Source organism: Shewanella sp. 3_MG-2023, from assembly GCF_030548765.1.
Taxonomy (GTDB): domain Bacteria; phylum Pseudomonadota; class Gammaproteobacteria; order Enterobacterales; family Shewanellaceae; genus Shewanella.
This window is the reverse complement of the sequence record NZ_JAUOSH010000038.1, coordinates 24,155-38,285: the sequence shown is the minus strand read 5'-3', so window position 1 is coordinate 38,285 and position 14,131 is coordinate 24,155. Positions and strand designations below refer to the sequence as shown.

At 42.4% G+C, this 14,131-nt stretch carries 10 protein-coding genes; 8 read left to right on the top strand and 2 right to left on the bottom strand.

Translation table 11 applies throughout. The annotated features are described in order from the left end of the window. The 6 genes from Q4591_RS17650 to purF form a co-directional block, all read left to right on the top strand. Nucleotides 1–1,872: FimV/HubP family polar landmark protein (locus tag Q4591_RS17650; RefSeq protein ID WP_303462157.1), on the top strand; the 1,872-nt coding region annotated here is incomplete at its 5' end. A 143-nt stretch (nt 1,873–2,015) separates the two neighbouring features. Further along, nucleotides 2,016–2,801 (top strand): tRNA pseudouridine(38-40) synthase TruA, encoded by a 786-nt coding sequence (gene truA / locus Q4591_RS17645; protein WP_102437454.1) that lies wholly within the window; start codon nt 2,016–2,018, stop codon nt 2,799–2,801. Between the two features lie 90 nt (nt 2,802–2,891). Then, nucleotides 2,892–4,193, top strand: a complete 1,302-nt coding sequence (folC, locus tag Q4591_RS17640; RefSeq protein WP_303462154.1) for a bifunctional tetrahydrofolate synthase/dihydrofolate synthase — start codon at nt 2,892–2,894, stop codon at nt 4,191–4,193. A 4-nt stretch (nt 4,194–4,197) separates the two neighbouring features. Next, nucleotides 4,198–4,824, top strand: coding sequence for an SPOR domain-containing protein (locus Q4591_RS17635; RefSeq protein WP_102437449.1), 627 nt, complete (start codon nt 4,198–4,200; stop codon nt 4,822–4,824). A 115-nt stretch (nt 4,825–4,939) separates the two neighbouring features. Next, the gene (locus Q4591_RS17630; RefSeq protein ID WP_076537127.1) at nt 4,940–5,428 is read left to right on the top strand and encodes a CvpA family protein; all 489 of its coding nucleotides are present in this window, start codon (nt 4,940–4,942) and stop codon (nt 5,426–5,428) included. 39 nt (nt 5,429–5,467) lie between these two features. Then, nucleotides 5,468–6,979: an amidophosphoribosyltransferase gene (purF, locus tag Q4591_RS17625; RefSeq protein ID WP_102476956.1), complete on the top strand. Its 1,512-nt coding sequence runs from the start codon at nt 5,468–5,470 to the stop codon at nt 6,977–6,979. 171 nt (nt 6,980–7,150) lie between these two features. On the opposite strand, the gene Q4591_RS17620 is transcribed toward purF, so the two are convergent. Continuing rightward, nucleotides 7,151–9,130, bottom strand: coding sequence for a hypothetical protein (locus tag Q4591_RS17620; protein ID WP_303462152.1), 1,980 nt, complete (start codon nt 9,128–9,130; stop codon nt 7,151–7,153). A 403-nt stretch (nt 9,131–9,533) separates the two neighbouring features. Between Q4591_RS17620 and Q4591_RS17615 the strand changes: the two genes are divergently transcribed. Next, the gene (locus tag Q4591_RS17615; protein WP_303462150.1) at nt 9,534–11,519 is read left to right on the top strand and encodes a DNA topoisomerase III; all 1,986 of its coding nucleotides are present in this window, start codon (nt 9,534–9,536) and stop codon (nt 11,517–11,519) included. Nucleotides 11,520–11,803: 284 nt separating this feature from the next. Here Q4591_RS17615 and Q4591_RS17610 read toward each other — a convergent pair whose 3' ends face one another. Next, entirely contained in the window at nt 11,804–13,102 is a 1,299-nt protein-coding gene (locus Q4591_RS17610) for an alpha/beta fold hydrolase (protein ID WP_303410787.1), read from the bottom strand. 269 nt (nt 13,103–13,371) lie between these two features. Here Q4591_RS17610 and Q4591_RS17605 point away from each other — a divergent pair, with 269 nt between their 5' ends. Further along, entirely contained in the window at nt 13,372–14,016 is a 645-nt protein-coding gene (locus tag Q4591_RS17605; protein ID WP_102476960.1) for an MBL fold metallo-hydrolase, read from the top strand. Nucleotides 14,017–14,131: the final 115 nt, after the last annotated feature.

Below are 14,131 nucleotides of genomic sequence, written 5' to 3'. Positions count from 1 at the left end.
ACAGATGTTCAAGATGACATCGACAGCTTACTGGCTGATTTTGATTTACCGACGGATAATGCTGGTGAAGTTGCTGCTGAAGTTGCTGCTGAAGCTGAAGCTGAAGCTGAAGCTGAAGCTGAAGCTGAATCTGAATCTGAATATGAATCTGAAGTCGCACCAGAACCAAGCCAAACAGATACCCAAGATGATATCGACAGCTTACTGGCAGATTTTGATTTACCGGCAGATGAAGCTATAACCGAAGCAGGCAGTGAAGCAGACGGTGAATTAGATAGCGGATCTTTACAGCAAACGCCAGAAACAGATACTCAAGATGACATCGACAGCTTACTAGCTGACTTTGATTTAGCGCCTGAATCATCAAATGTTGTCGATACACAGGCTGATGAATCTGCCAATAGCGCAGTTGATGATTCAGTTGATGATATTGACGCCTTACTTGCATCCATCGACGTTACTGATGATGTTGAAGGGGCAGAAGATTTTTCTGCCGAAATTGCAGCTGAATTAGAAAGCGATGTTGCCACCACATTAGATGACAGCGAGAATCTTGATGAGTTACTGGCAACAGTCGATCCTGAAAAAGAGTTTACTCCGCTAGCCACTTCAGATGTCGATGTCGAGCAGCAATTAGCTTCTGAGCTAGCCCAAATTGAATCAGAGCTTGAAATTGATAGCGACAATAGCGATCTTGACTCACTCATTTCAGATTTAGAAACACAAACCGAGTTACCTCAACAGACAGCAGAGCCTGAAGAGTCATTTACTGGGGCAGATGATTTCGCCGCGCAAATTGCCGCCGAGCTTGAGCAGGAACAAGGCGAGCACGAAAACGCCACCACATCGGATGCCGATTTAGATGCCTTGCTTGCTGACATGAATAATGAGCCAGAAGCCAGTCTTGCAGATACAGATACGCGCCAAGCCGAGCCACTCACATTTGCCTCTGGTGATGATGTCACTCTTGGCCTAGATGATGATCAGCACGATGATCCCCTCGTTAACCAGTTATTAGCGGCTGAGAAATCAACAGAGTCTAATAACGATAGCAATACAGATGCCGACGATCTTGATGCGTTATTGGCAGACTTTGATGTCGATAAGCTCGCCGAGGATGATGAACCGCCATTATTTTCAATCGATGAGTTTTCGGAGGACGAAAGAGGCTCTGAAGCTGAATTTGATAACATGCTGGCAGGCCTGTCAGCACTTGATGATGACTTAGCTGAAACTGATGCAGCTCCAGACACAGTCGCTGATAAAGACACTGACACTGACCATGACAGCAAGCTTAACGAAAACCCTGAATTTGAGCCAAAAGAGTCAGGCTTTTTTGATGATCTAAAATCAAAAAAAGCTGAGCCGGCCAAATTAGATTGGGAGTCAGAATTATTTAAACAAGCCTGCAACCAAGATGATGTTGATAGTGCAGATGAAGTTAATAGTGCAGATGATGGCAGTTATTCTCTTACTGAAGATAATTTAACTGTTGATGAAGCCCTTGCAGCCCTTGACGCTGAAGAAAAGCAATCAACACCATCTGAAGAGACTCTTAATACCTTTGAACAAGAAAACGGTTTCATCGATATTGACGTATTATTAAATGATGCCGATGAAATAGTTGAAGTAAGCGATCAGTACAAAGATGTTGAAGTGGATATGGGCGAAGTTAATGCCCTTATTGGCAATGCGGAAATGATTGATGTTGATGACGAAGAAAATTCAGTTAATGCCAAATTAGATCTGGCCCGTGCCTACATTGAGATTGAAGATGAAGATGCTGCCAAAGCATTACTCACTGAAGTCAAAATTGACGGTAATGAACGCCAACAAAGTGAAGCCTCAAAACTACTGAATGATATAAGCTAATCATAAAGTACATAAAACGGCGCAGTTAACTGCGCCGTTTTTGTATCAGGTATACAGACTCTGACAGTGGGTCGTGCTTTTGCATTACATCTTCAGTTAATTTGTTATAAAATGCGCGCACTTAAAATTAGAGGGTTTAATCAATGCGTGTGGCCTTAGGCGTCGAATACGATGGTAGTCAATATTTTGGTTGGCAAAGACAGAAAGAAGTTGATTCTGTGCAAGCGCAAATCGAAGCGGCGTTATCATCAATTGCCAATGAACCGATTGAAATTATCTGTGCGGGACGTACAGATTCTGGGGTACATGGAACAGGTCAAGTCATACATTTTGATACTCAAGCTAATCGAGCGATGTCAGCGTGGACATTAGGCGTTAATGCCAAGCTACCTGATAATATTGCAATCCGCTGGGCGAAAGAAGTGGATGAGACCTTCCATGCTCGCTTTTCAGCGACTGCACGTCGATATCGTTATATTATCAATAACAGTGAATTTAGACCGGGTATTTTAAATAAGGGTTTAACCCATTATCACTACCCACTGGATCACAATTTGATGCACCAAGGCGCGCAATTGTTTGTTGGTGAACATGACTTTACCAGCTTCAGAGCATTACAGTGCCAAGCCCATAGCCCGGTAAGAACCATTGAATTTGTTAATGTCACTCGTCAAGGAACATTCATTATTATCGATATTAAAGCCAATGCATTTTTGCATCATATGGTGCGTAATATTGTTGGCACCTTACTTGAAATCGGCCAGTCACATCAAAAAATTGAGTGGGTTAATGAACTTCTAGCATTAAAAGATAGAAAATTTGCCGCGCCGACATCAAAGCCCAATGGCTTATATCTGGTGGATGTGACTTACCCAGAGCACTACAACTTACCTAAGCCGCCAATGGGGCCGCTATTTATGCAAGATTAGACACTTAGCTGCTACTGATCGCTAAATAGTCGCATTTTTACTGTTTACGAAACAACAATGTGAGCATGGGACAAATTCAAAAGGGATACAATGAAGACAGATAATGACACGCAATTAACCGTTAAGCCTGCAAAAGACGCAAGCTTGTCCCAATGGTTAGATTATTTATTATCGATTCACCCCACTGAAATAGATATGGGCTTAACCCGAGTCACGGCCGTTGCTGAGCGTTTAAGTCTATTGTCCTTAGCTGACTCTAAAGTGATTACCGTTGCCGGAACCAATGGCAAAGGTACCACTTGCGCCATGCTTGAGGCGGTATTTTTGCAAGCCGGTAAAACGGTTGGGGTTTATAGCTCGCCGCACTTAGTTAACTTTAACGAGCGCGTAAGGCTTAATCATATTGACGTGACAGATGCGCAAATTATTGAAGCCTTTAGTGTCATTGAACATGCCCGCGCTGAGATCTCATTAAGCTTTTTTGAATTTGCCACCTTAACAGGATTATATATTTTCAAGCTGGCTAAACCTGAGATTATTTTACTGGAAGTGGGCTTAGGTGGTCGTTTAGATGCAACCAATATTATTGATGCCGATGTCAGTGTCATTACCTCGATTGATATTGATCATCAAGAGTATCTAGGTGATACCAGAGAGCTAGTCGGCCGTGAAAAGGCAGGAGTATTTAGAACTGAGAGTTTAGCGGTGATTGGCGAACCTGATTGCCCTAATTCCATAACCGAATATGCCCAAGCGATTAATGCGTATGCTTATAGTGTTAATAAAGACTTTAGCTATGTTATTGCAAATGACACTAGCACAGATAACCGCTCAACTTGGCACTATAGCAGTGCTAATCGCAGCATAGAGGCTATACCATTACCGAGATTACCTTTAGCCAATGCCGCCACTGCCATTGCTGTTATTGAGCAGGCTTTCCCACAACTCAGTGATAACGATATTAAACAGGGCATTGCCAATGCCAGTTTGTCAGGCCGCTTTGAGCAAGTACTAGAACAACCAAAAGTGTGGGTTGATGTAGCACATAATCCCCATGCTGCGAAATACCTTGCTACGCAACTGCAAGGCTTTAAGCCTGCGCGCATTATTGCCTTATGCGGTATGTTAAAAGGTAAAGATGCCGCTGCAGTTTTAAAGGAGCTTGAAGACAGTATTGATGAATGGAACTTTGTATCATTACCGGTTGAGCGCGGAAATGATGCTAAAACATTAGCCAAGGAGTTAAATACAAGCTTGTCTGCATCACAATTTGACTCAATGGATTTGGCTTGGCGCAGTATTAAGTCAAATATAAATGCAGATGATGTAGTAATTGTTTTTGGCTCATTTTACACTGTGGCAGCGTTTAGTGAATTATTAAAAAAGGGATAAAGATTTGTCTGGTCAATTTCAAAACCGTTTAGTTGGCACCATAGTGATCGTTGCTCTTGGGGTTATATTTTTACCTGATTTATTAGACGGTAAAAAGCAGCGCCAAGTTGAAGAGTTTACAGAAATTCCTTTACGCCCAGTGATTACTGAGCAAGCAAGCGATCAAATTGGCGAGGGTTACACTCCTGAAACCTTTGAAGTTGAAGAGATTGCAGCAACCCAAGATTTAGCTCAAGTTTCAGAAAAAACCAGCACTACGCCAGCGACTAAAACTGACAGTGGAACAAAGTCAGTCACAAGTGCCAACACCGCAACCGCATTAACAGCAGTAACCTCAAAGCCTGAAACTGTTAAATCAGCCATAAAACAAGCTCAGCCCATCAAAGCGGGATTTACCTTGCAGTTGGGTGGTTTTAATAACGCTAAAAATGTTGAAGGCTTAGTTCAAAAGCTGCGCACTAATGGTTTTACCGCTTATACATTACCGACAAAACCGATTGATGGTTCTTTAACAAAAGTGTTTGTCGGCCCTGAACTCTCAGCAGATAAACTGAAAAGTTATCAACAAAAAATACAGAAAATAACCGGTCTTCAAGGCAAGATTGTGCAATACAATCCCCTAGAAAACTAACTATTCATCATTGTTTTTTTCAGCGCACAGTCAATTTATTCTGCTAGAGGTGTGAAACTTTTCAGTCTCTGTTAGAATCGCGCCGTCTTAACATCTATACCGGATCCCTCTCTCAATGGTTTGGATTGATTACGCTATTCTCATTATCATCGGCCTATCAACTGTTATCAGTTTGATACGTGGATTTGCCAAAGAAGCCATGTCGCTAGTGGTATGGTTCGCTGCTTTCTTTGTTGCTAGCCAATTTTATCAAGATCTCGCTGTTCACCTAACGCAGATGAATGACGAAATGCTTAGAAATGGCGTTGCAATTGCTATTTTATTTATCGCTACTCTCATTCTTGGTGCCTTAGTTAATTACATATTAGGCCAACTGGTGTCAAAAACCGGCTTGTCAGGCACAGACCGCGTATTAGGTTTGTGCTTTGGCGCGCTTCGCGGGGCGTTAATCGTCAGCGCAATATTATTTTTTCTGGATGCGTTTACCGGTGCTTCAAGTCAAGACTGGTGGACGGATTCAGAGCTTGTACCCCAATTTGGTGTGGTTATTCAGTGGTTTTTTGACTATCTGGAAAATACCTCCAGCTTTGTACCCAAAATATAAATATAAATATAAAACATCTTACAATGAGGAAGCTTACCCATGTGTGGTATCGTCGGAATAGTTGGTCTGTCATCGGTTAATCAAACCATTTATGATGCGTTGACCGTGCTTCAGCACCGTGGTCAAGATGCTGCAGGCATCGTGACCGTGGACAAAAATGCATTTCGTTTACGTAAGGCTAATGGACTCGTTAAAGACGTATTTGAAATCAAACACATGCAACGCCTTCAAGGTAATGCAGGTATTGGACACGTACGTTATCCAACAGCAGGCAGCTCGAGTGCCTCTGAAGCACAACCATTCTATGTTAACTCACCATTTGGTATTTCCTTAGCCCATAACGGTAACTTAACCAATACAGTTGAGCTTGCTGAAGGACTGATCAAAAAGCGCCGTCATGTAAATACCACCTCAGATTCTGAAGTGTTATTAAACTTGCTTGCTGATGAACTGCAAGAAACCCGCAGCTTAACCTTAAGCGCTGATGAAGTTTTTGATGCAATAGCGAAAGTTCATGCACAAACTCGCGGTGCTTATGCTGCTGCGGCGATGATTATTGGCCAAGGCTTAGTGGCATTTCGTGACCCATTTGGGATCCGTCCTTTAGTACTTGGTAAGAACGAAACCCCAACAGGTACCGAATACATGGTCGCCTCTGAATCAGTGGCACTTGATGCAGTTGGCTTTGAAGTGATGCGCGACGTTGCGCCAGGCGAAGCAGTTTATATTTCACTTGATGGTCAACTATTTACTCGCCAATGTGCGGTTGAGCCAAGCTATGCACCTTGTATTTTTGAATTCGTCTATTTCGCTCGTCCAGACTCGAGTATTGATAAAGTGTCTGTCTATGCCAGCCGTGTAAACATGGGGGCTAAATTAGGCGCAAAAATTCAAAAGGAATGGGAAGATTATGATATTGACGTGGTGATCCCAATTCCTGAAACCTCGTGTGATATCGCCCTAGAAATTGCTCGTGGAATGGACCTGCCATATCGCCAAGGTTTTGTTAAAAACCGCTATATTGGCCGTACTTTTATTATGCCGGGTCAGCAAGAGCGTAAGAAATCTGTTCGCCGTAAGCTAAACGCGATTAAAACTGAATTTACTGGTAAGAACGTATTGTTAGTTGACGACTCAATTGTTCGTGGTACCACCTCTGAGCAAATCATTGAAATGGCTCGTGAAGCTGGGGCTAAGAAAGTGTATTTTGCTTCAGCAGCACCTGAAATTCGCTTCCCGAATGTCTACGGTATTGATATGCCAACCACCAATGAGTTGATTGCTCATGGCCGTGATGCTGATGAAATCGCTAAAATCATCGGCGCTGATGGGATTATCTTCCAAGACTTATCAGACTTGGTTGAAGCCGTTGGAATGGAAAATCCAGAAATTAAGCGCTTTGAAACCTCAGTATTTGATGGTCATTACATCACTAACGATGTTGACCAGGCGTACTTGGATCACCTGACTCAACTGCGAAATGATGATGCCAAAGCCAATAATAAAGACATTGGTACTAACTTAGAAATGCATAACGTTTGTCATCCTTAAACGATACTTTCTAAGTAACTGATTAAAGCCAGCTAGCCGCTGGCTTTTTTGTTTTTCTTTTCCTTCAGTAATCGAAACTAGTACTACAGATAAAAAAATGCCTGAATCACTTCAGGCATTTTGCTCGGTTTATTGATGATGAATCAATCTCAGATTATTAATATAAAAATATTAGTAATTATGAGCTTCAGCTAGTCTTGCAGGGGAATGACATACAGAACATGATTCAGTGATAGGTGCAGGGTCAAATACGGCAAAGTCGCCACTTTCACCCGTGTGAGTGTGATCAGCTTCTGGCGTGATAACCACATCGAAATCACCACCTTGTTGTATCATGTGATTTTTCGCAGCATCACCTGTATGACAAGTGGCACAGTTAGCAGAAATCGCCGTGATACCGTAAACACTGCTTTCATCCATACCGTTTAACACAACTGCTGGTGCTACATCTTCAAGGTCAATCATACCAGTGTGACAAGCCTGACAGTCTACCGGCATGTTTCTGTCGGTTGTTGGCATGTCATTTAGACCTCGGTCTTGCTTGTATGCTCCAAAGTGCATGTTATGAACCAATGGTCCCCACGCCATCGCGTAGTCTTCACCTTCTCTAGCAGGTTCCCAGTTATAAGCGGAATGACATTGTACACATGAGTCACCGCCTAAATCGAAGCCACCACGCTTACTACCGTGCCCATCTAGACCTTCAGTATGACAAGAAAGACACTTTAGACCGTCAGAGCTAGTACGACGGACGTCTTTAACGTTTGATACTGAAATAGGTGCTATAGCAGGGTATCCCCAGCGATGAGTGTAATGAACACTACCATCGACACCACCAAATAATTTTTCACCTTCTTCATATGGTAGAGCATGTTCGATGATATAAACCGTGGTATTGTCGTCGCCAGCACGAGTCGATTTAGAACGTGCTACATGTCCTGCGTCACGACCAGGAAGCATCGCTTCGCCGTTTTTCATGACAGTAGCCCAACCCGCTGGTTCTGCATCTGTGTCTTCGATTGCTAAGATATCAACAACCTTACCTTCGCTATCAGTCGCTTTTGCAGTGACTTCAATCGTCGCTTTATCTTCACTACGAACAACAGAAATAACTTCAAAGTTATAGCGGTTTAATGCTTCATCACGATTTGCACCGTTTTCATGTTCATGTTGGAACGAATTGTGACAGGTTGCACAATCAAGGTCAGTAAAGTTACTGTGATTAACAGTTAAATCTTTATCTGCATCTTGTAAATTAGCATGACAAGTCGTACAGCCATTGAGAGATGCTGTAAATACCACATCGTCAATGTGACACGTTGAACAGCGGTACTTATCCATTGAGTAAGCACTCTTACTTGGATCTTCTGAGGACATTCTCTTAGCTAATGCTTCGTGGCCAGAAGCTAAATAACCACCTTCGCCATCAGCTAATTTACCATGTCCTAGCATTGCCATGGTGTTTTCAGCCCAGCCGCCATCTTTTTGTTCAGTTTGAGTGTGACAAACTAGACATGCTTCAACGACAACCACTTCTTGGTCATTGTCGATTGCATGGTGATGTTGATGCCAACCCCACGTTGCGTTGCCAGTAGCATCTTCAAATTCACCGTGACAGGCGACACATTTAGCATCGTCAGTGGTGCTAACTTGTGCATAAGAATCGTTTTTGGTAAACATCACGCGTTTAGTACGTGGCATACCATTTTCGCCATTACCTGGTCGAATATAGCCAGTACCAATTGATTCAGATGTCGCAGCTTCATGTGGCATAGAAAGGTTATAAATACCCTCACCAGCGTGAGTTAGCGTACCCGGTGCGTTATCATCACCCGCAACCCAAGTCACATCAACAGTGTCAGCAAGTAAACCTGCTTCATTTTTGATGGTTGACATTAACTGGACTTTATCTAAATCTTCTACTGGAACCCCATCTTGGTTCTCCACCGAAAATTCAACATTCACGACACCCTCGGCATATTGCCATTCCATGACTTTTGCTACTGCTGATGTGGTCACTACTGGTGGCACCCAAGGTGCACCAGGTTCGCCAGGTAGGCCATCGTTTCCATCTTTACCATCATTACAAGCACTCATCCCCAGTGCAGTAGCCACAAGTAAAGCAACACGACATTTGCTCATTAATTTCATCTCATACTCCAAAATGTTTTTCTTACCTCTTAATGGGTAATTGGAGCGTAATGTAAAGATTGCTTGGCAACTGTTGACTAGATCACAAACTAGGGGTATTACTAGTTTAATTGTTTATATTCAATGGTTTGAATATAAACCTCCTAGCTGAACATTCTGAATTAAAGCTTAATCTCCCGATGTGTTTTTGCATTAAGATCACAAATTAAAGTAAATTTTTATTGGTTGTTTTTGGTTAAGTTTAGCGCCTTAAAAGCGTGTTTTTTGATGCTTTAGCCTAGTATTTTGAGTGGCAGATTATCTTTCTAAGAAACCTGCCATTGCATTAACAGTTGCACTTATTTTTGCTATTCGCTAAATTACACTGTAATTTCATACAGTGTTTTAAAAGTCTAATAAATCTATGATGCTCTATATTGCTGAAAAACCCAGTCTAGGCCGTGCTATTGCCGATGTATTACCAAAGCCTCATAAAAAAGGTGATGGTTTTATCATGAGCGCCAATGGGGATTGCGTGTCTTGGTGTATAGGGCATTTGTTAGAGCAAGCAGAACCAGATGTCTATGATCCCGCTTTTAAATCATGGCAATTAGCCCATTTACCCATAGTGCCGAGTAAATGGCAGTTAAAACCTAAAACTAATACCCGCTCACAGTTGAGCATCTTAAAAAAGCTCATCAAACAAGCATCGAGTTTAGTTAATGCTGGCGATCCTGATAGAGAAGGGCAGCTGCTGGTGGATGAAGTCATTTCCTATGCAGGTGTAAAGGCCGACAAGATTGCTCAAACCCAGCGTTTACTTATTAGCGATCTTAACCCTTCGGCGGTAAAACGCGCCTTAGGGCAATTGCGCACTAATAAAGAGTTTGTCCCCTTATCTACCTCAGCCTTAGCCCGCAGCCGCGCAGATTGGCTATATGGCATGAATATGACCCGCGCTTATACCATTCAAGGCAAAAAAGTAGGTTATCAGGGAGTATTGTCTGTTGGTCGCGTGCAAACCCCGGTACTGGGGTTAGTGGTAAGGCGAGATGAAGAAATTGCCAATTTTCAGCCCAAAGCTTTTTATGAAGTATTGGCGCATTTACTGACCGATAACCAAGAAGGCTTTTCGGCTAAGTGGAAACCCAGTGAAGCATGTCAGCCATATATGGATGAAGAGGGGCGAGTGCTCGCCAAAGGCTTAGCTGAAAATGTGGTGGGGCGGATAACCAACAAAGCTGCTGAAGTGACCAAGCTTGAGTCAAAAAATAAGCGTCAGAACCCCCCATTGCCTTATAGTTTATCCAGCCTGCAAATCGATGCGGCCAAGCGTTTTGGCATGAGCGCTAAAGAGGTACTTGATACCTGTCAGAGTCTATATGAAAGGCATAAATTAATTACGTATCCGCGCTCAGATAGTCGCTATTTACCTGCTGAGCAACATGGCCTTGCACCCCAAGTTATTCGCGCAGTATTAAGTAATGATGCCGGTTTAACCGCTAAAGCAGATAAACCTAATGCCAAGCTTAAGTCCAAAGCCTGGAATGACAGTAAAGTTGATGCTCATCACGCGATAATTCCCACTGAAAAAACCACTAATTTGGCAAACTTATCAGCCAAAGAGTCGCAGTTATATTCTCATATTGCACGGCAGTATTTAGCCCAGTTTTACCCCGTCTATATTTATGATGAAACCCAAGTTGAAGTGACCATTGCGGGTGGCTTATTCACCACTAAAGCTAAGCAAGAACTGTCATTAGGTTGGAAATGTTTATTTGCGAAAATGCAGGGTAAAGATAATGCAGATGGCAGTGATGATGAAAATTTAGCGACTTTGCCGCCACTGAAAAAAGGTCAACAACTCCATTGTGAGCGTGGCGAATTGCTTGAAAAAACCACTCAAGCGCCAAAACATTTTACAGATGCGACCTTGCTTGGCGCCATGACGGGTATCAATCGCTATGTCACTAACCCTGAAGTGAAGAAGATCCTAAAAGACACCGATGGCTTGGGCACCGAGGCAACCCGAGCAGGCATTATTGAATTACTGTTTAATCGCGGTTACTTATTAAGGCAGGGTAAATCAATCATTGCCACCCCAGTTGGCGTTGGCTTGATCCATTCATTACCAGAAACAGCCACCACACCGGATATGACTGCGCTGTGGGAAAGTAGCCTTGATGCCATAAGTCAAAAGCAGCTTAGGTATGATGCCTTTATGGAGCCATTGTTAGCGCAATTACAGCAACTGATTGAGCAAGCTTCAAATCAATTACCTACAGCTCTTGAGGGGATTAAAGGGCCTGGCTATAAAAAACGCCGCTCCAGTAGTGGCTATAAACGCAAAGGTGCAGCAAGTAAAACCTCTACGGCTAAAACTTCCCGTAAGCGCAGCTCGAGTAAATAAGCCGATAAAAGAGAGTTTGTATGAATAAATCATGGGATACAGGTATTGCATCGCTCGCACTCGATTGTTCTTAAAGGGAATAGCGGAATTTCAGGCAAAAAAAATGAGTAAACCGAATCAGGGTTTACTCATAAAAATTCACTAGTTCACAACATAAAGGGCGGAACAGGTTAGATTATGGCCGAACTTACTTAACTGAAAATTAATTTAATCTGTCGACGTGCTGTGGAGTGTGATCGACTTCAATATTAATCAATTTAAAACTGAACATTAAATTACATTTGTTATCGAATGCTATCCTTTCGGCTCAATGAAATGAGTTTATCTAAAATATGCTCACCATCCATACGAATGCCATTATGCTCATATTCTGATGTTAGCCAATAGCTGAGGTTATTCACTAGCTGCGCAGTTTCAAGGCTGTAATTCATATCAACATACATATCTTCACTGTAAATAGCCGCAGTGACCGGGACGGTGTTTTGCAGTAACACGTCCACATCGTATAAATTGCTCCAATCTGATTTTTGCGCAATTAATTCTGCCACCTCTTTGAGAGGCTTTAACTGATTAAATTGTTCAAAGAACCATGGATAAATCATTTCGCCAGTAAACAGTAAGCGCTGCCCTTGTTGATAATTGAATTTAGGGAACTGCTCTCTGACTCTATGGGCTGACCAATTAGCCCCTTGTTGATGAAACTGCTGGCAATAGATCGATTCATGCAATAACGCGAAAATTGGGTTGGTGTTGTAATCCAAAAATTGACTAAATTGATGCAAAAATAGCGGGTTTATTGTGCGACCTTGGGCAGTATCGATCATGGCTTGCTCAAGTAAGTAATAGAGGGCTTCAGGGCCTTGCTCCATACCTATATTAACCCCGAGCAGCTGTAGCATCTCAACGGTGAGTTTTTCGCCTGTGGCAAGGTAAACGTCATTATCAGCAATATAGTCAGCCAGTTCTGCTGTTAATGACTCAGCATCTTTGAAACGATGATAAAATTCAGCGTTTTTGGCAAGTACCCGTTTATAGGTTGCTTGATAGACGTCATCTGCTTGACGGGTTAATGATGGAATACCACCTGTGATAAAGGCTTCAGTTAGTGCTTGTGGCGCTGCGCTTAAATAGCGTAAAACACAAAAGCCGCCAAAACTTTGGCCTAAAATACTCCATGGCTGATTATTTGCTAATTGAGCTCTAATTACTTCAGCATCTCGAACAATGTTATCGGCTCTAAAGTGGCACACATAATCGGCTTGTTCTTGCGCGGTTAAATGCGCCAGTGTGGCGCTATTTAGTAAGCTTGAAAGACCGGTGCCGCGCTGATCAAGCAACAGCACTCGATATTCTTTTAGGGCGCGTTTTATCCAGCCACTATTCTCAACAGGGCGCACTGCACCAAAGCCCGGTCCACCTTGAAAATACACTAAATAGGGTAAGGATAAATCTTGGTTTTCTGTACTGACGATTTCCCGAACAAAAATTGATAATTGCTCACCTTCGGGCTGCTGATAATCTAATGGAACGCTAAAAAAGTGTTTTGTGGAAACGATCCCAGAAAGAATACTGTCAATTTGCATGGTGTGCCTGTGAAAATAGGATTCAGAAAGGTAGTATTGTATGAAGGTTAGTCCTTGGTCACAATGAAAATATGATGCTAATTAAATGAAGTGGTGATGTTAAATTATTCATTTGTTTGGGCAGCGATGCAAGCTCAGTAAAAATGCTTGTGTTCAAACCAACTAATTGGTTTTATTTTTTGATTCTTATAGATAGATCAAACATTTTATTAAGCTTTAACGCATAATAACTTGGTCGCGATAATTTTCTCAATTTGAGGATAGAAGTAATGAAGTACCAAATCATTCCAGTCACCCCGTTTCAACAAAATTGTAGTGTTATTTGGTGTGAAAAAACCAAACTGGCAGCCGTTGTCGATCCCGGTGGTGACATTGAACGTATTATTACTGAAGTTAATAAGTTAGGTCTGAGCTTAGAAAAAATCTTATTAACCCATGGTCATATTGATCATGTTGGCGGCGCGAAAACACTGGCTAATCAGCTTAATATTCCTATCATTGGCCCACATATCGCTGACCAATTTTGGCTACAAGGGCTAGCAAAGCAAAGCCAGAACTTTGGTTTTGCGCATGTTGACTCGTTTGAGCCTAGCCAATATTTAAATGAAGGCGATGAAGTGACCATTGGCGAAGAGCGTTTATCGGTGGTGCATTGTCCCGGTCATACTCCAGGACATGTGGTGTTTCACTCTAATAAATCAAACCTTGCATGGGTTGGTGATGTGCTATTTAGAAGCTCCATTGGCCGCACTGATTTTCCGCAATCGGACCATCAACAACTGATCCACTCAATTACACAAAAATTATGGCCTTTAGGGGAAAAAGTAACCTTTATACCCGGTCATGGTCCTATGTCGACTTTTGAAGAAGAGCGTCAGCATAATCCATTTGTTGCTGATCAATTATTGGGCTAGGCTCAAGCATATTTTTCAGCTGCTGGCTATATTTTGCGGTGGCTTACGCAGCAAGCTAGCACTTACTGTAATGTAAAATACAGTGTTAGCCCAATTGGCATAAACCGTTACATTT

What these genes read in the sequence shown, in the direction of transcription:
- truA (WP_102437454.1), top strand. Translation starts at nt 2,016, where the DNA reads ATGCGTGTGGCCTTAGGCGTCGAATACGATGGTAGTCAATATTTTGGT.
- folC (WP_303462154.1), top strand. Translation starts at nt 2,892, where the DNA reads ATGAAGACAGATAATGACACGCAATTAACCGTTAAGCCTGCAAAAGAC.
- Q4591_RS17630 (WP_076537127.1), top strand. Translation starts at nt 4,940, where the DNA reads ATGGTTTGGATTGATTACGCTATTCTCATTATCATCGGCCTATCAACT.
- purF (WP_102476956.1), top strand. Translation starts at nt 5,468, where the DNA reads ATGTGTGGTATCGTCGGAATAGTTGGTCTGTCATCGGTTAATCAAACC.
- Q4591_RS17620 (WP_303462152.1), bottom strand. Translation starts at nt 9,130, where the DNA reads ATGAAATTAATGAGCAAATGTCGTGTTGCTTTACTTGTGGCTACTGCA.
- Q4591_RS17615 (WP_303462150.1), top strand. Translation starts at nt 9,534, where the DNA reads ATGATGCTCTATATTGCTGAAAAACCCAGTCTAGGCCGTGCTATTGCC.
- Q4591_RS17610 (WP_303410787.1), bottom strand. Translation starts at nt 13,102, where the DNA reads ATGCAAATTGACAGTATTCTTTCTGGGATCGTTTCCACAAAACACTTT.
- Q4591_RS17605 (WP_102476960.1), top strand. Translation starts at nt 13,372, where the DNA reads ATGAAGTACCAAATCATTCCAGTCACCCCGTTTCAACAAAATTGTAGT.